This is a genomic window from Nocardioides asiaticus (genome assembly GCF_040049175.1).
Taxonomy (GTDB): Bacteria; Actinomycetota; Actinomycetes; order Propionibacteriales; family Nocardioidaceae; genus Nocardioides; species Nocardioides cheoyonin.
The window spans coordinates 103,673-125,946 of the sequence record NZ_JBDZDM010000002.1 but is presented as its reverse complement, the minus strand read 5'-3'; the positions used below and the strand labels follow the sequence as shown (position 1 = coordinate 125,946).

Below are 22,274 nucleotides of genomic sequence, written 5' to 3'. Positions count from 1 at the left end.
GCTCACAGGTCCCGTGACTCCGCAAGCCTGCTGTGATCGACGTCACCGCCGAGCCGTGTGCAACGTGTCACAGACGCTTACAGTCTGTCAAGCAAAGTTTCGAGATGTACGACCCTCGGACCACACGCTCGCTCGGCTGACCGTCGCCTAGGGTGACGACATGGCGAACCTCCGCGCGGCGCAGAAGCAGATGACCCGGCGCCTGCTGCTCGACTCGGCGCTGGACCTGTTCCAGGAGAACGGCTACGCGCCGACCACCATCGACGAGATCGCGTCCCGGGCGGGGACGACGCGGGTCACCTTCTACGCGTACTTCCCGTCGAAGACGGAGCTGGTCCGCGCCCTCATCGACGACCGGCTCAACGAGGTGCTCCACCGTCGGAGCACCCAGGAGGGGCACTCGACGGCGCCCGCGCTGGTGGAGGTCGTCGCGGCAGGCACGCGCGAGCAGATCGGGTCGTGGATCCGGACGACGGCGGAGAACTGGCCGAACGTGCGTCCGCTCATCCAGGTGGGCCGGGACGCCGCCGCCGTCGACCGGGCCCTCGTCGCCGTGGTCGACACCTGGATGGAGGACGCGATCGGCGACATCGAGCGTGGCCTCGAGGAGGCCGGCCGATTCGAGCCCGACACGCGCCACTTCCGCGGCGTCCTGGCGATGGGCCAGTTCGACTACGTCGCCCAGCACTGGGCCGACCACGCCGACCGCTGGGCGATCGAGCAGGACCGGATGCTCGACCTGCTCACCGACGCCTGGATGTCCGTGCTGGCCGAGTAGCAGCGCCCTCTCGGCGTACGCCGGCGACTTCCGAGTAACCACGCGGCGGGCGGATAGTTCGACCCATGACACCCGTGAAGCACGCGACCGCGTCGTCCAACTCGATCACCATGCGCCTCTACACCGCGCCCGACCACGGCGTCGTCGGCGCGGTCGCGACCGCCATCTCCGGGGCCGGCGGGGTCGTCACCGCGATCGACGTCACCGACTCCAGCCACGACCGCCTCGTCGTCGACGTCACCTGCTCGGCGGCCGACGCCGACCATGCCGTCGAGTTGGAGAAGGTCGTCGGCGCCGTCGCCGGCGTCACCGTCCACAAGGTCAGCGATCGGACCTTCCTCGTCCACCTCGGCGGCAAGATCGAGGTCTCCTCCAAGGTCCCGCTGAAGACCCGCGACGACCTCTCCCTCGCCTACACCCCGGGCGTCGGCCGGGTCTCGCGGGCGCTCGCCGAGCACCCCGAGGACGTACGCCGGCTCACCATCAAGGGCAACACCGTCGCGGTCGTGACGGACGGCTCCGCCGTGCTCGGCCTCGGCAACATCGGACCCGGCGCCGCACTGCCGGTGATGGAGGGCAAGGCCGCCCTCTTCAAGCGGTTCGGCGACATCAACGCGTGGCCGATCTGCCTCGACACCCAGGACACCGACGAGATCGTGCGCGCGGTCGAGCTGATCGCTCCCGGCTTCGGCGGGATCAACCTCGAGGACATCGCCGCCCCGCGCTGCTTCGAGATCGAGGCCCGACTGCGCGAGCGGCTCGACATCCCGGTCTTCCATGACGACCAGCACGGCACCGCCATTGTCGTCCTCGCCGGGCTCACCAACGCCCTGCGCGTCGTCGGGAAGTCGCTCCAGAACGTGCGCGTGGTCGTCTCGGGTGGCGGCGCCGCCGGGACGGCGATCGTGCAGCTGCTCCTCGCGGCGGGGGTGACCGACGTGGTCGTCTACGACCGCGCCGGGTGCCTCGTCGCGGGCGACGCGGCTCTCTCCCCCGCCCACGCCGAGCTGGCCGCGGCGACCAACCCGCGTGGCGTCGCCGGCGATCTGCGCACCGCGCTGCAGGGCGCCGACGTCTTCATCGGCGTCTCCGCCCCCGGCGTCCTCGACGCCGAGTGGATCCCGGAGATGGCCGAGAGTCCGATCGTCTTCGCGATGGCCAACCCCGACCCGGAGGTCGACCCCGCCGAGGCGTCGAAGTACGCCGCCGTGGTGGCCTCGGGTCGCTCGGACTTCCCGAACCAGATCAACAACGTGCTCGCCTTCCCCGGTGTCTTCCGCGGCCTGCTCGACGCCCGGGCACCGCAGGTGACGACTGAGATGATGCTGCGTGCCGCGGAGGCGATCGCGGCCGTCGTCAGCGACGAGGAGCTCAACCCGAGCTTCATCATCCCGAGCGTCTTCCACCCGGAGGTCCACCAGGCGGTCGCGTCGGCGATCTCGGGGCAGTAGCCGGCCGGCTCGCTCGTCAGCGCTGCGGGACCCGCGTGGCCGGGACTCCCTGCCATCCCAGCGCCCGCGAGACGCTCCGTGCCGCGCCGCGGACGGCGGGCACCAGGGCGGACGGCGACGGCTCGCCACCGGTGGGCACGACGACCGAGAGCGCCGCGATGACCGAGCCCGAGGAGTCGTGGATCGGGCAGGCCACCGACGAGGCGTCGGGCGTCACCTGCCGGTCGGCGACCACGAAGCCGGTCCGGCGCACCTCGGCCAGGATCGCCCGCAGCTCCCGCGGGTCGGTCACGGTGTGGGGCGTCCAGCGCCGCAGCGGGCCGGCGAGCACCCGCTCCTGCAGATCTCGCGGCGCGTGGGCCAGCAGCACGATGCCCACCCCGGTGGCGTGCAGCGCGAACCGGCCGCCGACCTTCGTGAGGATCTGGACGGCGCCGCGGCCGGCGAAGCGCTCGACGTAGACCACCTCGAGACCGTCGCGCACGGCGAGCTGCACGTTCTGGTGGGTGACCTCGTAGAGGTCCTCCATCGCGGTCAGCGCCGCCTCGCGGAGCGCCGGCCCGCGAGGGGCCTGCGCCGCGGTCTCCCACAGCCGGATCCCGACCTGGTAGCCCGAGGCGGTCTCCTCCAGGGCACCCCAGCGCTGCAGGTCGGTCACGATCCGGTGGGTCGTCGACAGCGGCAGCCCGGTGACCCGGGCGATGTCCGAGAGGGTGCGCTTCGGGTGGGCGGGCGTGAAGGCCGCGAGCACGTCGAGGGTGCGGGTGCTCAGCGAGCGCGGGTCGACGTCGCCGCCGCGCACCTTCTTGCCCGTCAACGCACACTCCTGACCGCTGTGACGCCCGTCATAAGGGCACCCTACCCGTGGCCGCCAGCGGCCGTGCCGGATCCGGCCACGCGGGGGTCAGCGGAGCGTGATCCGGGCTCGGTGGAACCGCTGGTGATCGGTGGCGCGGCGTACGTCGGCGCCGCGGATCTCGCGGTAGCGGTCGACCGCCAGCGCCGGGCTCGCGAAGGCCTGGTCGATCGGCGTACGCGCCCGAGAGCCGCCGCGGTAGAAGGTGGCCCGGCCGCATCCGACGTGTCGGCTCCGTGAACGGCTGCCCGACACCGCCCGCCTCAGCGCGTGTCGTACAGCGTCGTCCGCTCGCGCACCGGCCGCCCGATCCCGTCGGCGATCTCCCTGATCTCGTCGGGTGTCTTCGCCGACCCGAACTCCGAGCCGGCCATTCGGGAGATGGTCTCCTCCATCAGCGTCCCGCCGAGGTCGTTCGCGCCGGCCTGCAGCATCGCCCGGGTGCCCTCGATCCCGAGCTTGACCCAGCTGGTCTGGATGCTGTCGATCCGGCCGTGGAGCATGATCCGCGCCAGCGCGTGGACAGCGAGGTTGTCGCGCAGGGTCGGCCCCGGCCGGGCGGCGCCGGCGAGGTAGATCGGCGCGCTGGTGTGCACGAACGGCAGCGGCACGAACTCGGTGAACCCGGCGGCGCCGTGCTCCAGCGCCTGGTCCTGGATCCGGCTGATCACCCGCAGGTGACCCACCCAGTGGCGCGGGTTGTCGACGTGGCCGTACATCATCGTCGAGGTTGTCGGGATGCCGACCCGGTGCGCGGTCGTGATGATCTCGATCCAGGTCTTCGCCGGCAGCTTGCCCTTGGTGAGCACCCAGCGGACCTCGTCGTCGAGGATCTCCGCCGCCGTTCCAGGGATCGAGCCGAGGCCGGCCTCGCGCACCTTGATCAGGAAGTCCTCGATCGACAGCCCCGTCCGTGCGGTGCCGTTGACGATCTCCATCGGGCTGAACGCGTGGACGTGCATGTCGGGGACGCGCTGCTTCACGGCGGCGACCAGGTCGAAGTACGCGGTCGCGGGCAGCTCCGGGTCGATCCCACCCTGCATGCACACCTCGGTCGCGCCGAGCTCCCACGCCTCCTGCGCCCGGTCGGCGACCTGGTCGAGGTCGAGGGAGTACGCGTCGGCGTCCGTACGCCGTTGTGCGAACGCGCAGAACCGACAGCCGACGTAGCAGACGTTGGTGAAGTTGATGTTCCGGTTGACGACGTAGGTGACGTCGTCGCCGACCGCCTCCTTGCGCAGCTCGTCGGCGAGCCGGGTCACCTCGCGCAGCAGGTCGCCCTCGGCGGTCATCAGGGTGTAGGCGTGCTCGTCGGACAGGTTGCCCGGGTCGCGCTCGGCCGCGCGCAGTGCCTCGCTGCCGGCGGTCGAACCGGCGAGCGCAACGTGCTGTGTCGGTCTCGACACGTCGTCGCTCGTCCCTCGCGACGCCGGCTCGACCAAGGAGGCGGCCGCCTCCCGCACCGAGTCCCAGTCGCCGTACACCGTCTCGAAGTCCTCGCGCCGGTCGCGGGTCCGGCCGGAGGTGTCGATGCTGGCGTGCAGGTCGGTGCGCCCGACCGCCTGGAAGCCGCCGTCCGGCTCCTGCCACGCGATCCCGGGCTGCGGGCGTACGCCGTCCTTCGCCAGCCCGTCCTCGGCGGCCAGGGCCGCCACGTGGGCGGAGACGCGGGGGTCGAGCCAGGGCGTGCCCGCAAGGACGTACTCCGGGTGGACGGTGAGCCGCGCGCGCAGGTCGAGGCCCGCCTCGGCGGTGACCCGGCGCAGCGCGTCGAGGGAGGGCCAGGGCCGCTCCGGGTTGACGTGGTCGGGGGTGAGCGGCGAGACGCCGCCCCAGTCGTCGATGCCCGCGTCGAGCAGCGCGCGGCACTCGTCGAGGTCGACGAGGTTCGGCGGAGCCTGGACCCGCGCCTTCGGCCCGAGGACGAGCCGGGTGACGGCGATCGCCGCGCGGTAGGGCTCGAGCGGGAGGTCGTCGGCGTGCCGCATCGCCGTGTCGGGCTTGGCCCGGAAGTTCTGGACGATGACCTCCTGCAGCCCGTGGTAGGACCGTGCGACCTTCCGCAGCGCGAAGATCGTCTCGGCCCGCTCGGTGAGGGTCTCGCCGATCCCGACGAGCAGCCCGGAGGTGAACGGGACGGCGAGCCGGCCGGCGTCCTCGAGCACCCGCAGGCGTACGTCGGGGTCCTTGTCGGGCGAGCCGAAGTGGGCCTCGCCCCGGGTCTCGAAGAGCCGCCGCGAGGTGGTCTCGAGCATCATCCCCATCGAGGGCGAGACCGGCTTGAGCCGGTTCAGCTCCTCCCAGCTCAGGACACCGGGGTTGAGGTGGGGCAGCAGGCCGGTCTCCTCCAGCACCCGGACCGCCATCGCGCGAACGTAGGCCAGCGTCGAGTCGTAGCCGCGGCTCTCCAGCCACTCCCGCGCCTCCGGCCAGCGGTCCTCGGGCCGGTCGCCCAGCGTGAAGAGCGCCTCCAGGCAGCCCAGCCTCGCGCCCTCGCCCGCGATCTCGAGGACCTCGTCGGGGCTGAGGTAGGGCTCCCGCCCGTCCCGCGCCGCCTGGCCGGGGGTCTCGACGAAGGTGCAGTAGTGGCACCGGTCGCGGCACAGCCGGGTGACCGGGACGAACACCTTCGGGGAGTACGTCACCGTGGCCTCGCGGCCGGCGGCGACCAGGCCCGCGTCGCGCACCTTCGCGGCCGCGGCCGTCAGCCGGTCGAGCTCCTCGCCGGTCGCGGCGAGGAGGGCGGCGGCCTCGTCGACGTCGAGGGCGGCTCCGCGCTCGGCACGGGCGAGTGCCCGGCGGACCTGCTGGGGGGTCGGTGTCTCGCTCACCCCCGTCACGGTAGCGAGAGCACCGGCCGGCCGGCCGGGGCCCCACGCCGGTGGCGGCTAGGTCGGCTGCGACGACTCCGCAGGCCCCGGATCGCCTCGTGCCTCGATCGCGTCGAGGTCGCGGCACGCGAACCGGTGGTGCTCCCACTCCTCGTTGAGGATCGTGTGGAGGCAGCCGAGCACGCTGCGCCGGCGGTCGGGCGCCCACGGGTCCGGGCGGGTCTCGGCGAGCAGCTCCGGCGTGGTGGAGGCGATGAAGTCGCGCACCATGGCGACCCGCTCGGCGCGGACCGCCAGCACCTCGTCGTACGTCGGCGGGGTGGTCGCGAACACCGAGACGTCGTAGCCGTCGGCGGCGTACTCGGCGAACGGCTGGCCGATCGGGTGGTAGGGCTGCTCGACGCCGAGGATCGTCTGTCGCAGCCAGACGTCGGTGGCCATCACCAGGTGGCGCAGCGTCTGCGCGAACGACCACTCGCCGGCGACCGAGATGTCGACCGTGCCGGCGGGCATCGCGGCGGCCCGAGCCACGGTGGCGGCCCAGGTGCGCTCGACCGCGGCCCAGGCGGCTCGCAGTCCGTCGGGGTCGCTCGCGTGCCGCTCGGCGCGGCCGGGATGGCGGCGGTCCAGCTCCGCCTCGACGAGCGGGACGACGTCGACGCCATTGACCACCAGGCCGTCGCCGTAGGGCAGCCACGGGGCGTCGATCTCGGTGCCCGACACCTCGACGCCGCGCATCACGACCCCCGACAGGTCCGCGCGGACGAACCGGGCGCCACTCAGGTCCGTGTCGACGAACTCGGCGCCCTGCAGGTCGTCGGACTGCGTGAAGCTTGCCATGGCGTCTCCTTGGTCGAGCGCCATGCTGCCCCCGACGGCCGACGACCGCCAGCGGGTTCAGCGCCTCGGGCTGCCCTGCCGCGGCTCGGTGTGCGGGACGACGACCTCGTCGGCGGTGGCCCCGGCGTCCGGATAGAGCACCAGCGTCATCAGCACGCCGAGGACGAGGCCGACGAGCTGCATCGCCACGAACGCCGGCGCGGAGGCGGGCGCGATGCCGGCGAAGCTGTCGGAGAACATCCGGCCGACGGTCACCGCGGGGTTGGCGAACGACGTGCTCGAGGTGAACCAGTACGCCGCGCCGACGTAGGCACCCACCGTCGGCGCCGCGAGGGCGCCGCGCTCGCTGCGGACGAGCGCGAAGATCAGCGCTACCAGGACCGCGGTCGCCACCACCTCGCCGACGAGGTGGCCGCCGCTGGCGCGGTGCTTGGTCGACATCGCGGTGCCGACCTCGAACATCACGTTGGCCAGGACGGCGCCGCCGATGCCGCCGGCGCACTGCGCCACGGCGTACGCCCCGACGTCGCGGAGCGACAGGCCGCGGCGAGTGGACCGACCGAGGAACCAGTCCGCGAGCGAGACGACCGGGTTGAAGTGGGCGCCGGAGACCGGACCGAAGAGCAGGATCAGCACGCTGAGCCCGAGGACGGTGGCGAGCGCGTTCTCGAGCAGCTGGAGCCCGACGTCGTCCGGGGACAGCTGCTGGGCGGCGATGCCGGAGCCCACGACGACGGTCACGAGCAGGCCGGTGCCGAGGAGCTCGGCCAGGAGCCGGCGCGCGAGGGAGGAGGTCACGGGAGCATCTTGACCGCGGAGCGATTACTCAGTCAAACTTGAGTCAATGCTTACTGATCAATCTTTGGCTAGGCGGGCGGCGGTCCACGCGGCGCTCGGCGATCCGGCGCGCCTGCGCATCGTCGACACGCTGCTCGTCGGCGACGCGTCCCCCGGCGAGCTCGCGGGGATGCTCGGCATGCCGTCCAACCTGCTGGCCCACCACCTCAGGTCCCTGGAGTCCGCCGGGCTGGTCACGCGCCACCGCTCGGAGGGGGACGGCCGGCGTACCTATCTCCGCCTGTCCCGCGACCTGCTCGAGCACCTCCAGCCCGCGCCGATGGCAGCACCCGAGCGCGTCGTGTTCGTCTGTACGGCGAACTCGGCGCGCTCCCACCTCGCGGCGGCGCTGTGGCGACGCAGCAGCGTCATCCCGACCGCGTCGGCCGGCACCCGGCCGGCGGACCGGATCGACCCCGGGGCGATCGCGGCCGCGCGGCGCCACGACCTGCCGCTACCCCGGCTCCGCCCGCGCCACGTCGACGAGGTGGCCACCGAGGGCGATCTCGTCGTGACGGTGTGCGACCTCGCGCACGAGGAGCTGGGCGACCGCTCAGCCGTGCACTGGTCGGTCCCCGACCCGGCCCGCCCGGGCACCCCGGCGGCGTTCGACGCCGCCTACGACGACCTGTCCGCCCGCGTGGGCGAGCTGGCTCGCCTGCTTCCCTCCACCTCCTGACAGCCGCGGCCGACCACCACCCCCACGAGGAGCCTCCACGATGAGCACCGTCCACCCCGAGCCAACCGACGAGCGGCCGGCCGTCCTGTTCCTCTGCGTGCACAACGCCGGCCGCTCGCAGATGGCGATGGGCTTCTTCCAGCACTACGCCGGCGACGGCGCGATCGCGTGGTCGGGGGGCTCCGAGCCCGGCGAGCAGGTCAACCCCGCGGCCGTCGCGGCGATGGCCGAGCGCGGGATCGACATCTCCAAGGAGTTCCCCAAGCCCTGGACCGACGAGATCGTCCGGGCCGCCGACGTGGTGATCACGATGGGGTGCGGCGACGCCTGCCCGGTCTTCCCCGGCAAGCGGTACGAGGAGTGGACCCTCGACGACCCCGCCGGCCTCGCCGTGGAGGCGGTCCGACCGGTCCGCGACGAGATCGAGCAGCGGGTGCTCGGGCTACTCGACGAGCTCGGCGTCGCGGCGCAGCGCTGACGCTCCGCTCGGGGACCTGGCGCTCAGCGCGGCGAGCCCGGCGGCGGCCACGGCCACGACCGACAGCACGGCGAACAGCGGGCCATAGCCGCCCGTGACCGCCGCCAGAGCCGCGCCGAGGCCGGGTGCGAGCGCCGCGGCCGCGGAGACGGGCGCGTTGTAGACCCCGCTGATGGCGGCGTACCGCTCCGTGCCCCAGTGGTCGGCGACCAGGGTCGCGCCGACCAGGGTGAACAACCCACGGGCCGCACCGGTCAGCACGGCGACCGCGACGAGCAGTGCCGCCGGGCCCGGCACCACCGCCAGCGCGGCCAGGGTGGCGGCGAGGAGGCCGATGACCGCGACCGCACGACCGGTCGCGGACGTACGCCGGGTGAGGGCCGGGTAGCAGAGCCGGCCGGCGACCTGGCCGGCGCCACCGATGCCGAGCGCCCAGGCCGCCAGGCCGGTGCTGAGCCCGCGATCCGTCAGCAGCGGGACGAGGTTGACCAGCGAGGCATACATCGCCAGCGAGGTGAGCGTGCCGGCGGCCGCGAGCAGGAGGAACGCCCGGCTGGCCAGGATCTCCCGGTCTCCGGTCGTACGCCGTCTGGTGTGCTCCGCCGCGGCCGTCCAGGGCCGCCGCAGCACGACGGCGTGAGCCGGCAGGGCGACGACGAGGAGGAGCGCGGCCAGGACGAGATAGGTACGTCGCCAGCCGAGTGCGTCGTCGAGCGCATTGGTCAGCGGGGCGAAGATGGTCGAGGCGAAGCCGGCGACGAGGGTCAGCGTCGTGATGGCGCGCACCCGACGGGCGCCGTACCACTGCGTGAGGGCGGCGAAGGCGGGCGGGTAGAACAGGCCCGAGGTGGACAGGCCCGCGACCACCCAGCAGGCGACGAAGACCGGATAGACAGGCGCGAGCCCGACGCCGCCAGCGGCGAGGCTGCCGAGGGCCGCGGCGGCCACCATCACGAGGTAGGGGCCGTGGCGCTGCAGGTGCCGGCCGACCGCGATGCCGGAGGCCGCTCCGGTCAGGCTCCCCGCCGAGAAGGCGGCGGTGATCGCCGCGTGCGACCAGCCGGTCGTCCGGGTGATGCTCGGCGCGAGGACCGCGAACGCGTAGTACAGGACGCCGTAGCTGACCGTGACCGTGACGCACAGGGTGACCAGCACGCCGCGCGGCGGCGCGGCGCCGGCGACCGGGCGCCCATCGGTCGAGTCGCCCCGGTCAGCCACAGCCGCCGTTCGACGGACGGCCGATCGTGAGGAGCGCCGGGGCGGGCGCGCAGCAGCCTCCGGCCGAGGCGCCGGCAGGGTCGTCGTACAGCCCGGAGCCGCCGCACACGCCGGTGTCGGGCAGCTGGAGCTCGACCCGCGCCGCCGCCTCGTGGTCACCGGCCAGCTCGGCCACCACGCTGCGGACCTGCTCGTAGCCGGTCATGGCCAGGAAGGTCGGGGCTCGGCCGTACGACTTCATCCCGACGAGATACAGGTCGGGCTCCGGCTGAGCCAGGTCTGCCGCCCCGGTGGCGCCGACCGTGCCGCAGGAGTGGATGTTGGGGTCGATCTCCGCAGCGATCCTCCGGGGTGCCTCGAGCGTCGGGTCCAGGTCGAGACGCAGCTCCGTGAGGAAGGACAGGTCGGGCCGGAACCCGGTCAGCACCACCACCGTGTCGGCGGGCGGCAGCTCGCGGCCGTCCTCGGACACCAGCACCACCCGACCGTCGTCGAACCGGCGCACCTGCGCGGTGCGGAATCCCGTCACCAGGTCGACCAGGCCGGACTCGACGGCCTCCCTGGCCCTCATCCCGAGTGCGCCCCGCGCGGGGAGCTGGTCGGCGGCGCCGCCGCCGTAGACGTTGCCCACCGAGCCCCGGCGAAGGGCCCAGGTGACCCGGGTGCCGGGATGCGCCTCGGCGATCCGGCCGAGCTCGACGACGGCGGTCGCCGCGGAGTGGCCCGCGCCGAGCACCACGGTGTGCCTGCCGGCGTACGCCGCGGGGTCCGCGGAGTCGGGGACGCGGTAGGTGATCCGGTCGCCTGCTGCTCGCTCGCCCAGCGCGGGCAGCCCGTCGGCGCCCGCCGGGTTCGGCGTACGCCACGTGCCGGAGGCGTCGATCACCGCGCGGGCCTCGATCCGGTACTCCCCGCCGGCGCGCGGTGCGACGTGGACCGTGAACGGCTGGTCGCCGCGGCCGGCATCCACCAACCGGTCGCGTCCATGCCGCGAGACCCCGACGACGCGGGCGTCGTAGCGGACCCGGTCATCGAGCACCGCCGCGAGCGGAGCGAGATAGCGGTCGACCCACTCCGCGCCCGTCGGATAGCCGCTGGCCGGCGCCTTCCAGCCGGTCGGCTCCAGCAGCCGGACCGCGGATCGGTCGACCAGCTCGGGCCATTCCGAGAACAGCCGCACGTGACCCCACTCGGCCACCGCCGCACCTGCGCCGTCCCCGGACTCCAGTACGAGCGGCTCCAGCCCACGCTCCAGCAGATGCGCCGCCGCGGCCAGGCCCTGCGGGCCGGCACCGATCACGACGACAGGAAGCTCTCTCATCCCGATCAACCTCACATTCACGAACGTCGATGCGTCAACACTGCGTCTCATATCGACAAATGTCAATGGATGAGTCAGAATCGGTCCATGCCCGCGAGCCTGCCGATCATCGAGCCCGACGCCATCGCCGCCTGCTGCTCACCGGTCACCGGCGGGGTGGTCACCGACGCGACCGCCGAGACGCTCGCGCGGATGTTCAAGGCACTGGGCGAGCCGACCCGGGTCAAGCTGCTCTCCCTGATCGCCGCCGCTCCCGAGGGCGAGGCGTGCATCTGCGACCTCACCGAGCCCGTCGGCCTCTCCCAGCCGACGGTCTCCCACCACATGAAGGTGCTCGTCGAGGCCGGCCTCGCGACCCGCGAGCAGCGCGGGAAGTGGGCCTACTACCAGGTCGTGCCCGAGATGCTGACCTCGCTCGCCGCGGCGCTCGGGTCCTCCGAGAAGTAGCGGGAACGACAGGGCCCCGGCGACCTGTCGGTCAGCCGGGGCCATCTGCGCGCCTGTAGGGATTCGAACCCCAAACCTTCTGATCCGTAGTCAGATGCTCTATCCGTTGAGCTACAGGCGCAGCGTCATGCGACCAGAGAAGAGTAGCGGACGCGCGGGCACGAGCCGAAATCCTCAGGGTCCGGGCGGACCCGCGTGACCAAGGGCACGGCGTCGGCACCTCCAAAGATAGTGCGACACCGTGTCACACTCACCGGCATGCGACGCGGCACCTCCTCCCTGGCAGCGCTGGCCCTCCTCCCGCTCGGTCTTCAGAGCGGCTTGCAGAGCGGCTTGCCGAGCGGGCCGGTCGGGAATCTGGTCGGGACGGTGGGCGACACGGTCGGCGAGGTGGTCGACGGCGTACGCGGCGCGCTCGTCGAGGAGCCCGATCCCGAGCCCAGGGCCGGTGGCAGCCTCCACACGAAGGACGTGGTGCTGCGCACCGGCTGCCACCACCACACCTACCGCTACGACCTCGACGTGCCCACCGACAGCTGGTACCTCACCGTCGAGGTCGTCGGACCCGGCGGCAAGGTCATCACCCGGGACCATCCCTACGCCGGCTCGGGTCGCGGGACGTCGTACTTCCAGCTCTGCGACTACCGGCGCGCCGGGAAGTACACGCTCCGTGGCCACGGCGAGTGGTACGCCGAGACGGTCCAGGACGAGGCGCACGAGTTCAAGGTCAAGGCGACGAGGTTCGACGTACGCCGTCACCGCGGCTGACCCGGTCGGAGGCCCAGGGGATCCTGGCGGCGTTTCGGCTCCTCGTCCGCGGGCATGCCTTGTGACAGGATCGTCGCACCGGCTCGGTGGGGAGGTGAACGGTGGAGGCTCTGGGTCCCGAGGACCGCGCGCTCTTCGAGAACGAGGGAATGGCCCTCTACGAGGCTGCGGTCGAGTCGGGCGGGATCGCCGAGGACGACGAGCGGATCACACCGGACGGCAAGTGGAAGCCCGCCTTCGACCTCCTGGTGAGGCTCGGTCTGCTCCGGCTCGACAGCGAGGGCCAACCGCTCTGGCGGCCCGAGGACCCGGCCAGCGTCCAGTCCCGGATCGTCTCCCCGCTCGGCGCCGAGGGCGCCCGGCTGCTCGACGAGTCCTCGCAGTGGGCCCACGACTTCGCCAGCGTCTCCCAGGTCTGGCGACGCGCGCCCGCCGCGGCGGGGCGGGGCCCCTTCACCTACGTCCACGGCGACCAGATCAGCCCCTTCATCGCCGGCCTCGTCGCGGAGTGCCAGGACGAGGTCCTCACGGCGCAGCCGCAAACGGGCCGAGACACCGGGGCCGACCTGGCGCGGGCGCTGCAGACCGACAGCGATCTGCTCAAGCGGGGCGCGACGATGCGGACGCTCTACCAGCACGCGGCGAGGCGCAGCACGGTGACCCGGGAGTACGTCGCCGCCGTGACCGAGCTCGGCGCCGAGGTGCGGACGCTCGACGAGTTCTTCAACCGGATGCTGGTCTTCGACCGCCGGATCGCGGTCATCCCGAGCCCGGAGAGCTTCGACTCCGCTCTCGCGATCCGCGAGCCGACCGTCGTCGGCTACCTCGTCGACGTCTTCGAGCGCTCGTGGGAGCGGGCCCGCCCGTTCACGAGCAGCGACACCTCGGTGATGAGGGACATCGCTGCCGAGCAGCGCGCGATGACGATGCGGATGCTGATCGAGGGCCACTCCGACCCCTCCGCCGCGAAGCGGCTGGGCGTCAGCCCCCGGACCTACGCCGGCTACGTCGCCGACCTCAAGGAGGAGTTCGAGGCCGAGACCCGCTTCCAGCTCGGCTACACGATCGGCCGGCTCGGGGTCACAGGGACCGACGAGCCGTAACAGCAGGAGCGCCGGCCCCGAAGGAACGAACCGGAGGCCAGCGGCCTCCGGTTCGTGTGAAGAGCCCTTGTCAGCGGAAGACGCCGGTCGCGACCACGCCGGGCCGGCCCCAGCTCGTGTCAGCGTGGGCCGGGGCCGAGATCCCCAGGACGCTGACGCCGACAGCGGTGACGGCTGCCAGGGCGATGCCGAACTTACGAACGATCTTCATGGTGTGTCCTTGTTGTCTCGGAATACCCGACGGGGCAGACCACCGGGCAGTGAGAAGTCTGCCTGCAAGTGCTTGCAGCGCCCTAGTCGGCGTCTCCCTCATAAATCTGCACTGCACAAAGGTGCAGCGCTGGGGTGACCGCCGTCACGACATGGGAAGGCCCCCTTCCGGAGGAAGGGGGCCGGCTGGCGGAGGCGGCGGGATTTGAACCCGCGAGAGGGGTGTAGCCCTCAACCCGCTTAGCAGGCGGGCGCCATAGACCGGACTAGGCGACGCCTCCCCGACAGCCCGCACAGGCTACAAGGCAACCGGGTCCGAGGACGAATCTGTAGGTCCCGGCCGGCCTCAGCCCAGATCACTCGGACTGAGCCGACGGACGGAGCCGCCGAGGTGGCGCTGCATCCGCCGGACGAACTCCTCGCGGTCGATCGCCAGGATGGTGACGGGGATCGTCGTGGTGCGGCCGTCCTTGAGCCGCAGGACGAGGCACGGGACACCTCGCGGCGAGGAGGTGACCGCCTCGGCGACGTCCGCCCAGCGCGCCTCGCGTACGCCGGCACCGCGCACGAGACGCACCGAGTAGCCCTGCGTCGCCGCCCTGACGACGTACGCCTTGGCGCGGAGCCACCAGCCGAAGGTGAGCACGCCGACGAGGCCGAGCAGGGCCACCAGCAGGACGATGCCGAAGTCTGCGCCGACCAGCGCGACCACCGCCGTCGCGACGAAGACGACGACCGCCAGCGCGACCACGGAGGCGCCGAGGAAGCGGGCCGCGACGGAGGGGGCGAGGCGGTAGTGGACGACGTCGTCGGGGCTGGTCGGAGCTGGCACCCGCCCATTGTCACCCCGGTCCCGGCCGACCGCCGCATCCTCTTGCCGCCCTTGGTGACCTGGGTCACACTCGTCGCATGACCGGTCCCGCCATGACGGAGGCGCTGCGCGCTCTGGAGCAGGCCATCGCGCCGCCGCGGCCGGGCACGCCGGTCGGCAACTGGCGCTGGTCGGTCCGGCAACGGCTGGGCGGCGTACGCGACGCGCTCGCGGCCGAGGACACCGTCACGGCCGCCGGCAACGCCTGGCTGGCCGCACGCGGAGGCACCGCCCTCCGCGAGCGCGGGAGCCTGCTGAGCCGCGTCGCCCACCTCGGCACCGACGTGCTCGACCGGCCCGACGTGGAGCGGCTCCGCGCCGAGCTGCGCCGGCTCGTCGTCGACCTCAACCACCACGTGCAGCGGCTCAACGACCTGGCGTACGACGAGGTCGAGCTCGAGCTCGGCGGCGAGGACTGATCCGCGGCGTACTCTCCCGACACTCGGGCCCTACACTCGGGTCCGTGGCCGGTCGCGACCGGCCACGGAGGGGTGCCGGAGTGGCCTATCGGAACCGCCTTGAAAGCGGTCGTAGGGAGACCTACCGCGGGTTCGAATCCCGCCCCCTCTGCGGAGGCGAGCGCCAGCGAGGCGCCGCCAGAGGGGGCGTCGGCCGGGCGTGGCGGCTGCTGCGCGGAGGCGAGATCGCTCAGCGGGTGATCTCGACCAGCACGTCGCCCTCCTGGACGACGTCGCCGGGAGCCACCTTGACGGCGGAGACGGTGCCGGGCTGCTCGACGAGCACGGGGATCTCCATCTTCATCGACTCGAGCAGCACCACCGTGTCGCCGGCCTGCACGTCGTCCCCCGGGGAGACCGCCACGCTCATGACGTTGGCGACCATTTCTGCGGTGACGGCGGTGACGGGGTTGCGCGGCATGGTCAGAAAGGTATGCCCTACCCATCGGTAGGCCGGACTCGGGCGGAGGCCGGCGTCAGAGCAGGGCGCGGGTGCGACCGGGCTCGGGGCGTACGGCGGAGGCGTCCTCGGCCTCCCGCGCCGCCCGCCGGCCGGCCGGACGACCGCTCGGCACGACGGCGCCGCGACCACCGGTGAGCAGCAGGTCGATGCGGATGACGACGAAGCCGATGAGCAGGCCGACCACGAGGCTGTAGCCGACCGAGACCAGCGACTCGAGGATGCCGAGGTCGGGGTTGAGGAGGGTGGACGCGACCGGGGCCGTCAGCGCGACGCCGAAGGCGCACACCCACCAGCCCTGCCGCCGCCGGGCTCGCATGTGCGTGCCCCACGCGAGCGCCGGGATGCCGAGCAGGGCCTCGATCGGCCGCGGGTAGCCACCGAGGTGGTCGCGGCACCACGCGACGCCGTCGTGGAGCGAGACGACCAGCCCGGGGGCGCCGTACCGCCTGATCATCTCGGCGTACAGCAGCGTCACGGCCAGCATCACGCCACCGACGACCACCACGATCACACCCCGCCGGCCCAGGCCGTGCAGACCGGCGCCGAGACGGTAGACGAGGAAGAACGCGCAGACCAGGGAGCAGGCGAGGACGGCGTACTGGAAGCGCGACACCGTCACCACCGGCTCGAAGCCGAGCGCGGCGACCGTCCCGATCGCGGCGATCACGACCGCGACGACGGTCTCCCGCACGACCTGCGGGAAGCGTCTCGCCGGCACCGTGGCCATCACGCCGAGCACGGCGGCGATCGCTGCCGTCACGACGGCGGCTCCGCTGCGCAGCTCGTCGCGGTCGAGGGCGAGGACGGCGGCGCCGACGGCCAGGGCGAGGCCCGCGAAGATCAGCGGCCGGCCACCGGTGCGTGCGGCGAGGAACCAGGTGTACGCCGTGGCGACGGCGACCGCGCCGGCGCCACCGAGCAGCTCGGGCCCGAGGTCGAGGGCGTTCGCCGCGAGCCCGGCGAGGCCGGCGCCGACCACCGCGAGCCAGAGCAGCGTCAGCGCGGCCAGGCCGATCCGGCCGGCGATCCCAGGCTGCGGCTCGAGGGGTGTCGTGGTCGTCCGCGTCCGGAGGTACGCCGTCGTGCGCAGCGGGCTGCTCCCGGCGCTCGGTCGGCGCGACTCGGGCGACCCGGGCGCCTCGGGCGCCTCGGGCACCTCGGGCACCTCGGGCACCTGGGTACGCGCGGTCTCGTAGGCATCGCCGTCGACGACGTGGCCGGTCCCGTGGCCGGTCGGGTGGCCGTTGACCTGGTTGCCGACCGCGCCGTTCGCGTGGTCGTGCCCGCGGTCATGGCCCTTGACGCGTCGAGCGGCGCGCCGGCCCGTGCCGGTCGTACGCTCCTCGGCCCGATCCGTCCCGTCCGGGGTCGCGACGGACTCGGCCGGCCAGCCGGAGAACCGGGTGACGGCGTCGGGCGAGCCAGGATCGACGTACGCCTTGACCGGCTGAGCAGCCCGTCGACCCCGCCGCTGCTTCTCCGCGCGGCGTCGGGGGGCGGCTCGACTCATGGGTCCGAAGGGTAGGCCATCGGGGATCAGAGCCGACGATTGGCGAGCGACGGGTTCAGGCTGCGCGCCTTCTCCAGCCGCTCGCGCTCGATCGTCGCGGTGACGACCTCGTCGTCGTCGCCCGCCTCCACGAGGACGTCGCCGAGGGGGTCGACGGCCATGGAGTGACCGGAGTACCTCGGCGCGGACTGACCCGCCGCGGCGACGTACACGGTGTTCTCGATCGCCCGGGCGCGCAGCAGCGTCCGCCAGTGGTCGACCTTCCGCGGGCCGGCGACCCAGGCTGCCGGGACCAGCAGCACCTCGGCGCCGCGGTCGACGAGCGCCCGGGCGAGCTCCGGGAAGCGCAGGTCGTAGCAGGTCATGAGCCCGACGGGGACGCCCTCAACGTCGATCACGACCGGCTCCAGCGGTCCGCCGCAGAGGTTGTCGGACTCCTTGTAGCCGAACGAGTCGTAGAGGTGGATCTTGCGGTAGGACGCCTCCACGGCACCGCGTATGACGAGGGTGTTGTAGGGCCGCGCCGGGTCATCAGAGGGCTCGACCATCCCGGCCACGATGGTCGCGCCGCGGTCGGAGGCGACCCGGGCGACCTCGGTCGCGAACGGTCCGTCGAGCGGTTCGGCGTACGGCGAGATGTCGGAGCCGGCCTTGCCGAAGTCGCGCTGGAACACCTCCGGGAAGACGATTAGGTCCGCGTCGCGCGGCGCGAGCTCGTCGAGCAGCTTGGTGTTGACGTCCGGCTCAAGGCCGGACGCCTGCTGCACGAGTCCGATCCGGAGGCTGTCCCAGGTCACGCCTCCCACCCTGCCACGGAAGCCCGGAGCGTCGACAGGGCGTGGCACGATGTCCGCCGTGACTTCAGGGCTGGATCCGGAGTGGACGCCGTGGACCGCGATCGTGCTCGCCGGGGGTCGCGCCGCCCGGCTCGACGGGGTCGACAAGGCCGGCGTCGAGCTCCACGGTCGGACCCTGCTGGCCTGGGCGCTGGACGCCGTCGTGGACGCCTCCGAGGTCGTCGTCGTCGGCGACCAGGTCCCGACCGAACGGCCGGTGACGTTCACCCGCGAGGACCCGCGGCACGGTGGCCCCGTGGCGGCGCTGCTCACCGGGTTCGACGCGCTGAGGAGCCCGACGGCGTACGTCGCCGTGGTGGCCGTCGACATGCCACATCTGACACCCGACACGTTCCGCCGTCTCCGGGCCGGGGCGCGCGGGCGGGACGGTGCCGCGTTGGTCGGGCCGGACGGCCGGCGCCAGCTCGCGCTGGTCCTGGAGACCGCCGCCGTCCAGCGGGTGCGGCCCGACCACGAAGGCCAGCACGGGATGCCGCTGCGGGTATTTCTCGACCCCCTCGACGTGGCTGATGTGGCCGCTGTGGCGGACGAGCACAAGGACATCGACACGTGGACCGATCTGCGCGACATTGGGTGACGTGAATCTGCACGACTGGATCGACGAGGTATGCGACTCCCTCGACATCGAGGCTGAGATCGACGAGGGCCTCGTGCTTGACCTGACCAAGACGGTCGCGGACAACGTGCAGCGGCCGGCGGCTCCCGTGACGGCGTACCTCCTCGGCTACGCCGCCGGGGTCACCGACTCCGACCCCGACGGGGTCGAGCGCCTGGCCGCGCGCGTCCAGACCCTCGCGGAGGGCTGGGACCGGCCCGCCGACGTACGCGCCCCCGAGCCGCGAGCCGCCGACGACGACAGCGAGGACGACGTCCCGGAGGACGTCATGCACGACTTCGAGGAGGAGCTCGAGGATGCGGAGGTGGACTGACGCCGGGTGAGGCCGGCGGAGCCCACCGCCGCGGCCTCCCTAGGCTGGGTGCCATGCGTGCCGTCATCGCCGAACAGCCGGGAAAGCCCGAAGTCCTCACCGTCACCGAGGTGCCCGACCCCGAGCCCCGCGACGACGAGGTCGTGATCGACGTCGCCGCCGCCGGGCTGAACCGCGCCGACCTCCTGCAGCGGCAGGGCTTCTACCCGCCCCCGCCCGGCGCCTCGGACATCATCGGGATGGAGTGCAGCGGCACGGTCAGCGTGGTCGGCGCCGACGTCACCGACTGGAAGGTCGGCGACGAGGTGTGCGCGCTGCTCGCCGGCGGCGGGTACGCCGAGAAGGTCGCGGTGCCCGCCGGCCAGGTGATGCCGGTGCCCGAGGGGGTCGACCTGGTGACCGCGGCGGCGCTGCCCGAGGTGGCGTGCACGGTCTGGTCGAACGTGTTCATGATCGGAGGACTGCAGTCCTCGGAGTCGGTGCTCGCCCACGGCGGCGCCGGCGGGATCGGCTCGATGGCCATCCAGCTCGCCCACGCGCTCGGCTCGCGGGTGTTCACGACCGCCGGCACGCCCGAGAAGGCGGCGCTCTGCGCCGAGCTGGGCGCCGACGTGGTGATCGACTACCACGAGGAGGACTTCGTCCGGGTCGTCGCCGACCAGACCGAGGGCCGCGGGGTCGACGTGGTGCTCGACAACATGGGCGCGGCCTACCTCGACCGCAACATCGACGCCCTCGCCGTCGAGGGCCGGCTCGTCATCATCGGCCTGCAGGGCGGCACCAAGGCCGAGCTCGACATCAACAAGCTGCTGCGCAAGCGCGCCGCGGTCATCGCCACCAACCTCCGCGGCCGGCCCGTCGAGGGGAAGACCGCGATCTGCCGCTCCGTCGTCGAGAACGTCTGGCCGCTGGTCGCCTCCGGCGACGTACGCCCGATCGTCCACGACGTGCTCCCGCTCGACCGGGCCGCCGAAGCGCACCGGCTCATGGAGTCCGGCGAGCACAGCGGCAAGATCCTGCTGCGACCGGCTGGCTAGGGTGGGAGGCATGACGGAGCAGCAGCCCCAGCCAGGACAGGTCGTCGTCATCGGCCCCGACGGGCAGCCCATCGGCCTCCCGCCTCAGCCCGAGAGCGGGCCGCAGGACGGGGAGAGCGACGACCGCGACGTCACCGAGCTGGTCGAGCAGCCGGCGAAGGTCATGCGGATCGGCTCGATGATCCGGCAGCTCCTCGAGGAGGTGAAGGCCGCGCCGCTCGACGAGGCCTCACGCAACCGGCTCAAGGAGATCCACGAGGCCTCCATCAAGGAGCTGGAGTCCGGCCTCGCGCCCGAGCTCGTCGAGGAGCTCGAGCGGCTCTCGCTGCCCTTCACCGAGGAGCAGACGCCGTCGGAGGGAGAGCTCCGGATCGCCCAGGCCCAGCTGGTCGGCTGGCTCGAGGGCCTCTTCCACGGCATCCAGACCGCGATCTACGCCCAGCAGGTGGCGGCCCGGGCGCAGTTCGAGCAGATCCGACGCGCGCTGCCGCCCGGCGTCCAGATCGCGCCCGGTCAGCCGGGCCAGCCCGGTCAGCCCGGCGGGCAGCCGCCCGAGGAGGGGCGCCGCGGCGACTCCGGCGGGATGTATCTGTAGCGGCGTTACGCCCGCGTCATCTGGTCCCGGCAGGATCGGGCCATGGCTGACGCGACCCCGATCATGAGCAAGGCCGAGGCGGCGGCGTACGTCGACTCGGCGCGGATCCGCCAGGGCAGGACCTGGGCCGAGCTGGCGACGGCGATCGACAGGCCGCTCGTCTGGACGACCTCGGCGCTGCTCGGACAGCAGCCGATGAGCGCCGAGGACGCGGCCACCGTCGGCTCGCTCCTCGGGCTCTCCGAGGCGGTCGTCGAGGCGCTCCAGCAGCAGCCCGCCCGGGGGCTCGACCCGGCGCTCGCGAGCGACCCGACGATCTACCGGTTCACCGAGGCCCTCGCCGTCTACGGCCCGGCGCTCAAGGCGCTGATCCACGAGGAGTTCGGCGACGGGATCATGTCGGCGATCAACTTCAAGGTCGACATCGCCCGCCGCCCCGACCCCAGCGGCGACCGTGTGGTCGTGACCTTCGACGGGAAGTTCCTCGACTACCACTGGTGAGTCAGGGCAGTGGTCCCCCGGCGAGGGCGACCACGAGCCCCGCGGTCCCGGCCAGCAGCAGGGTGAGGACGACGCCGCGGCGGAGGACGAGGAGGAGCACGCCGGCCGCGGCCAGGACGACCCACTGCCACGGCTCCTCGATCGCCCGGGCGAGCGGGACGGCCGAGCCGAGGATCGCGCCGATCGCAGCCGGGCCGGCGCCGTCGAGGAAGGCGCGCGCGAGCGGGGAGGCGCGGAGTCGGTCGAAGTGACGGCCACCGCCGAGCACGAACGCGAACGACGGGCCGAACGCCACCACCGCGGCGAGCAGCCCGCCGAGCAGCCCGGCGGCCGCGTAGCCGACCACGGCCACGGTGTGCACGACCGGACCCGGGGTGACCTGGCCCAGCGCGACCGCGTTGAGGAACTCCGCCGACGTGAGCCAGTGCCGCTCGTCGACGGCGTCGCCCTGCATGAGCGGGATGATCACGAACCCGCCGCCGTACGAAAGCGCGCCGACCTTCAGCGCCGTCCAGGCGAGCGGCAGCGCGACCCCGGCGCCGAGCGTGCCCGTCGCGAGCAGTGGCCAGACCGCGACGGCGAGCGGCTGGTCTGAACGCCGGTGGCCCGGGTGCTGCCAGGCGAGCTCGACCAGGCCGCACCCGACGAGCACGAGCACCACCCAGGGTCCGAGGGTCGCGGCCGCCAGGATCCCCGCGGCGGCGTACGCGATCCAGCGCGGGCGCGCCGGCGTACGCCGCCAGGACGAGGGGGCGAGCGCCCAGCCGGCCTGGACGGCGACCGCGGCGACCGCCGCGCCCGCGCCGGCCCCGGCGCCGAGCACCCAGTCCGGCGGGTCGCCCAGGAAGAGCGCCGCCAGCGCCAGGATGAGCACCAGGCCCGGGACGATGAAGGCGAGGCCGCCCGCGACCGCGCCCACCGCGCCGCGGACGCGCCAGGCGGAGAAGATCGCCAGCTGCGTCGACGAGGGCCCCGGCAGCAGGTTGCACGCGGCGATCGCGTCCTCGAACTCCGCCTCCCCGATCCAGCCGCGGCGCTCGACGCACAGCTCGCGCAGGAGCCTGATGTGGGCGGGTGGGCCGCCGAAGCCGAGGCAGCCGATCCGGCCCCACTCACGCAGCACCTCGCCGATGCCCGGCCGCTCCATGGCGCGGAGCGTAGCCATTGCGCCGCGCCCGCGGGTGAACGCGCCGTGCCCGCGGGTCGCGGTCATGCGGTGAGTGCGGGCGCGGGCGG

Annotated in this window: 26 protein-coding genes and 3 tRNA genes; 14 read left to right on the top strand and 15 right to left on the bottom strand. The window is 73.1% G+C overall.

Annotated elements, in window-relative coordinates:
• Positions 1 to 160 precede the first annotated feature (160 nt).
• Positions 161 to 778, top strand: a complete 618-nt coding sequence (locus ABLE53_RS06435) for a TetR/AcrR family transcriptional regulator (RefSeq protein WP_348857918.1) — start codon at positions 161 to 163, stop codon at positions 776 to 778.
• Positions 779 to 843: 65 nt separating this feature from the next.
• Complete coding sequence (locus tag ABLE53_RS06430) at positions 844 to 2,229, top strand: NAD-dependent malic enzyme (protein WP_348857917.1); 1,386 nt, start codon at positions 844 to 846, stop codon at positions 2,227 to 2,229.
• Between the two features lie 16 nt (positions 2,230 to 2,245).
• Here ABLE53_RS06430 and ABLE53_RS06425 read toward each other — a convergent pair whose 3' ends face one another.
• From ABLE53_RS06425 to ABLE53_RS06405, 5 genes are all read right to left on the bottom strand, one after another.
• Positions 2,246 to 3,046, bottom strand: coding sequence for an IclR family transcriptional regulator (locus ABLE53_RS06425; protein ID WP_348857916.1), 801 nt, complete (start codon positions 3,044 to 3,046; stop codon positions 2,246 to 2,248).
• Between the two features lie 87 nt (positions 3,047 to 3,133).
• Positions 3,134 to 3,340: a hypothetical protein gene (locus tag ABLE53_RS06420; protein ID WP_348857915.1), complete on the bottom strand. Its 207-nt coding sequence runs from the start codon at positions 3,338 to 3,340 to the stop codon at positions 3,134 to 3,136.
• A gap of 8 nt (positions 3,341 to 3,348) precedes the next feature.
• The gene (locus ABLE53_RS06415; RefSeq protein ID WP_348857914.1) at positions 3,349 to 5,916 is read right to left on the bottom strand and encodes a bifunctional FO biosynthesis protein CofGH; all 2,568 of its coding nucleotides are present in this window, start codon (positions 5,914 to 5,916) and stop codon (positions 3,349 to 3,351) included.
• A gap of 57 nt (positions 5,917 to 5,973) precedes the next feature.
• Positions 5,974 to 6,756 carry a DinB family protein gene (locus ABLE53_RS06410; protein WP_348857913.1) on the bottom strand — a complete coding sequence of 261 codons (783 nt, stop codon included), beginning with the start codon at positions 6,754 to 6,756 and terminating at the stop codon, positions 5,974 to 5,976.
• Between the two features lie 57 nt (positions 6,757 to 6,813).
• Positions 6,814 to 7,554: an aquaporin gene (locus ABLE53_RS06405; RefSeq protein ID WP_348857911.1), complete on the bottom strand. Its 741-nt coding sequence runs from the start codon at positions 7,552 to 7,554 to the stop codon at positions 6,814 to 6,816.
• Between the two features lie 46 nt (positions 7,555 to 7,600).
• On the opposite strand from ABLE53_RS06405, the gene ABLE53_RS06400 reads away from it, so the two are divergent.
• Positions 7,601 to 8,272, top strand: a complete 672-nt coding sequence (locus ABLE53_RS06400; RefSeq protein WP_348857910.1) for a metalloregulator ArsR/SmtB family transcription factor — start codon at positions 7,601 to 7,603, stop codon at positions 8,270 to 8,272.
• 40 nt (positions 8,273 to 8,312) lie between these two features.
• Positions 8,313 to 8,750, top strand: a complete 438-nt coding sequence (locus tag ABLE53_RS06395; protein ID WP_348857909.1) for an arsenate reductase ArsC — start codon at positions 8,313 to 8,315, stop codon at positions 8,748 to 8,750.
• Here the strand turns inward: ABLE53_RS06395 and ABLE53_RS06390 are convergent.
• Positions 8,715 to 9,968 (bottom strand): MFS transporter, encoded by a 1,254-nt coding sequence (locus ABLE53_RS06390; RefSeq protein ID WP_348857908.1) that lies wholly within the window; start codon positions 9,966 to 9,968, stop codon positions 8,715 to 8,717. The two genes, ABLE53_RS06395 and ABLE53_RS06390, sit on opposite strands and share 36 nt — an antisense overlap.
• A complete protein-coding gene (locus ABLE53_RS06385) occupies positions 9,961 to 11,289 on the bottom strand; it encodes an NAD(P)-binding domain-containing protein (protein ID WP_348857907.1) in 1,329 nt (442 codons plus the stop codon). Before ABLE53_RS06385 ends, ABLE53_RS06390 begins: the two co-directional genes overlap by 8 nt.
• Positions 11,290 to 11,376: 87 nt before the next feature.
• Here ABLE53_RS06385 and ABLE53_RS06380 point away from each other — a divergent pair, with 87 nt between their 5' ends.
• Positions 11,377 to 11,736, top strand: a complete 360-nt coding sequence (locus tag ABLE53_RS06380; RefSeq protein ID WP_348857906.1) for an ArsR/SmtB family transcription factor — start codon at positions 11,377 to 11,379, stop codon at positions 11,734 to 11,736.
• 48 nt (positions 11,737 to 11,784) lie between these two features.
• Here ABLE53_RS06380 and ABLE53_RS06375 read toward each other — a convergent pair.
• Positions 11,785 to 11,857 (bottom strand) — tRNA-Arg (locus ABLE53_RS06375).
• Between the two features lie 137 nt (positions 11,858 to 11,994).
• Here ABLE53_RS06375 and ABLE53_RS06370 point away from each other — a divergent pair.
• Positions 11,995 to 12,504, top strand: coding sequence for a hypothetical protein (locus ABLE53_RS06370; protein ID WP_348857905.1), 510 nt, complete (start codon positions 11,995 to 11,997; stop codon positions 12,502 to 12,504).
• Between the two features lie 101 nt (positions 12,505 to 12,605).
• Complete coding sequence (locus ABLE53_RS06365) at positions 12,606 to 13,607, top strand: LuxR family transcriptional regulator (protein ID WP_348857904.1); 1,002 nt, start codon at positions 12,606 to 12,608, stop codon at positions 13,605 to 13,607.
• A gap of 70 nt (positions 13,608 to 13,677) precedes the next feature.
• Here the strand turns inward: ABLE53_RS06365 and ABLE53_RS06360 are convergent, their stop codons facing one another.
• The 3 genes from ABLE53_RS06360 to ABLE53_RS06350 form a co-directional block, all read right to left on the bottom strand.
• Positions 13,678 to 13,818, bottom strand: coding sequence for a hypothetical protein (locus tag ABLE53_RS06360; RefSeq protein ID WP_348857903.1), 141 nt, complete (start codon positions 13,816 to 13,818; stop codon positions 13,678 to 13,680).
• Positions 13,819 to 14,004: 186 nt separating this feature from the next.
• A tRNA-Ser gene (locus ABLE53_RS06355) sits at positions 14,005 to 14,098 on the bottom strand.
• A gap of 65 nt (positions 14,099 to 14,163) precedes the next feature.
• Positions 14,164 to 14,649 carry a hypothetical protein gene (locus tag ABLE53_RS06350; protein WP_348857902.1) on the bottom strand — a complete coding sequence of 162 codons (486 nt, stop codon included), beginning with the start codon at positions 14,647 to 14,649 and terminating at the stop codon, positions 14,164 to 14,166.
• A 77-nt stretch (positions 14,650 to 14,726) separates the two neighbouring features.
• Between ABLE53_RS06350 and ABLE53_RS06345 the strand changes: the two genes are divergently transcribed.
• Entirely contained in the window at positions 14,727 to 15,107 is a 381-nt protein-coding gene (locus ABLE53_RS06345) for a hypothetical protein (protein WP_348857901.1), read from the top strand.
• A gap of 66 nt (positions 15,108 to 15,173) precedes the next feature.
• Positions 15,174 to 15,258 (top strand) — tRNA-Ser (locus ABLE53_RS06340).
• A gap of 78 nt (positions 15,259 to 15,336) precedes the next feature.
• On the opposite strand, the gene ABLE53_RS06335 is transcribed toward ABLE53_RS06340, so the two are convergent.
• From ABLE53_RS06335 to ABLE53_RS06325, 3 genes are read right to left on the bottom strand one after another with little or no spacing between them, the layout of a single operon-like run.
• The gene (locus ABLE53_RS06335) at positions 15,337 to 15,567 is read right to left on the bottom strand and encodes a biotin/lipoyl-binding carrier protein (RefSeq protein ID WP_348857900.1); all 231 of its coding nucleotides are present in this window, start codon (positions 15,565 to 15,567) and stop codon (positions 15,337 to 15,339) included.
• 55 nt (positions 15,568 to 15,622) lie between these two features.
• Positions 15,623 to 17,119, bottom strand: coding sequence for a hypothetical protein (locus tag ABLE53_RS06330; protein WP_348857899.1), 1,497 nt, complete (start codon positions 17,117 to 17,119; stop codon positions 15,623 to 15,625).
• Positions 17,120 to 17,145: 26 nt separating this feature from the next.
• Positions 17,146 to 17,916, bottom strand: a complete 771-nt coding sequence (locus ABLE53_RS06325) for a carbon-nitrogen hydrolase family protein (RefSeq protein ID WP_348857898.1) — start codon at positions 17,914 to 17,916, stop codon at positions 17,146 to 17,148.
• A 58-nt stretch (positions 17,917 to 17,974) separates the two neighbouring features.
• On the opposite strand from ABLE53_RS06325, the gene mobA reads away from it, so the two are divergent.
• The 5 genes from mobA to cynS are packed head-to-tail and all read left to right on the top strand — an operon-like array spanning position 17,975 to position 21,038.
• Complete coding sequence (gene mobA / locus ABLE53_RS06320; protein WP_348857896.1) at positions 17,975 to 18,553, top strand: molybdenum cofactor guanylyltransferase; 579 nt, start codon at positions 17,975 to 17,977, stop codon at positions 18,551 to 18,553.
• Between the two features lies 1 nt (position 18,554).
• Positions 18,555 to 18,905, top strand: coding sequence for a DUF6457 domain-containing protein (locus ABLE53_RS06315; RefSeq protein WP_348857894.1), 351 nt, complete (start codon positions 18,555 to 18,557; stop codon positions 18,903 to 18,905).
• Between the two features lie 53 nt (positions 18,906 to 18,958).
• The gene (locus ABLE53_RS06310) at positions 18,959 to 19,942 is read left to right on the top strand and encodes an NAD(P)H-quinone oxidoreductase (protein WP_348857893.1); all 984 of its coding nucleotides are present in this window, start codon (positions 18,959 to 18,961) and stop codon (positions 19,940 to 19,942) included.
• A 10-nt stretch (positions 19,943 to 19,952) separates the two neighbouring features.
• Positions 19,953 to 20,537, top strand: a complete 585-nt coding sequence (locus tag ABLE53_RS06305; protein WP_348857892.1) for a bacterial proteasome activator family protein — start codon at positions 19,953 to 19,955, stop codon at positions 20,535 to 20,537.
• A 42-nt stretch (positions 20,538 to 20,579) separates the two neighbouring features.
• Positions 20,580 to 21,038 (top strand): cyanase, encoded by a 459-nt coding sequence (cynS, locus tag ABLE53_RS06300; RefSeq protein ID WP_348857891.1) that lies wholly within the window; start codon positions 20,580 to 20,582, stop codon positions 21,036 to 21,038.
• Between the two features lies 1 nt (position 21,039).
• Here cynS and chrA read toward each other — a convergent pair whose 3' ends face one another.
• Complete coding sequence (gene chrA, locus ABLE53_RS06295) at positions 21,040 to 22,185, bottom strand: chromate efflux transporter (protein WP_348857889.1); 1,146 nt, start codon at positions 22,183 to 22,185, stop codon at positions 21,040 to 21,042.
• Between the last annotated feature and the right edge of the window lie 89 nt (positions 22,186 to 22,274).

What these genes read in the sequence shown, in the direction of transcription:
- ABLE53_RS06345 (WP_348857901.1), top strand. Translation starts at nt 14,727, where the DNA reads ATGACCGGTCCCGCCATGACGGAGGCGCTGCGCGCTCTGGAGCAGGCC.
- chrA (WP_348857889.1), bottom strand. Translation starts at nt 22,185, where the DNA reads ATGGAGCGGCCGGGCATCGGCGAGGTGCTGCGTGAGTGGGGCCGGATC.
- ABLE53_RS06410 (WP_348857913.1), bottom strand. Translation starts at nt 6,756, where the DNA reads ATGGCAAGCTTCACGCAGTCCGACGACCTGCAGGGCGCCGAGTTCGTC.
- ABLE53_RS06380 (WP_348857906.1), top strand. Translation starts at nt 11,377, where the DNA reads ATGCCCGCGAGCCTGCCGATCATCGAGCCCGACGCCATCGCCGCCTGC.
- ABLE53_RS06385 (WP_348857907.1), bottom strand. Translation starts at nt 11,289, where the DNA reads ATGAGAGAGCTTCCTGTCGTCGTGATCGGTGCCGGCCCGCAGGGCCTG.
- ABLE53_RS06305 (WP_348857892.1), top strand. Translation starts at nt 19,953, where the DNA reads ATGACGGAGCAGCAGCCCCAGCCAGGACAGGTCGTCGTCATCGGCCCC.
- ABLE53_RS06400 (WP_348857910.1), top strand. Translation starts at nt 7,601, where the DNA reads ATGCTTACTGATCAATCTTTGGCTAGGCGGGCGGCGGTCCACGCGGCG.
- ABLE53_RS06310 (WP_348857893.1), top strand. Translation starts at nt 18,959, where the DNA reads ATGCGTGCCGTCATCGCCGAACAGCCGGGAAAGCCCGAAGTCCTCACC.
- ABLE53_RS06435 (WP_348857918.1), top strand. Translation starts at nt 161, where the DNA reads ATGGCGAACCTCCGCGCGGCGCAGAAGCAGATGACCCGGCGCCTGCTG.
- ABLE53_RS06430 (WP_348857917.1), top strand. Translation starts at nt 844, where the DNA reads ATGACACCCGTGAAGCACGCGACCGCGTCGTCCAACTCGATCACCATG.
- ABLE53_RS06370 (WP_348857905.1), top strand. Translation starts at nt 11,995, where the DNA reads ATGCGACGCGGCACCTCCTCCCTGGCAGCGCTGGCCCTCCTCCCGCTC.
- ABLE53_RS06360 (WP_348857903.1), bottom strand. Translation starts at nt 13,818, where the DNA reads ATGAAGATCGTTCGTAAGTTCGGCATCGCCCTGGCAGCCGTCACCGCT.
- ABLE53_RS06335 (WP_348857900.1), bottom strand. Translation starts at nt 15,567, where the DNA reads ATGCCGCGCAACCCCGTCACCGCCGTCACCGCAGAAATGGTCGCCAAC.
- ABLE53_RS06330 (WP_348857899.1), bottom strand. Translation starts at nt 17,119, where the DNA reads ATGAGTCGAGCCGCCCCCCGACGCCGCGCGGAGAAGCAGCGGCGGGGT.
- ABLE53_RS06395 (WP_348857909.1), top strand. Translation starts at nt 8,313, where the DNA reads ATGAGCACCGTCCACCCCGAGCCAACCGACGAGCGGCCGGCCGTCCTG.
- cynS (WP_348857891.1), top strand. Translation starts at nt 20,580, where the DNA reads ATGGCTGACGCGACCCCGATCATGAGCAAGGCCGAGGCGGCGGCGTAC.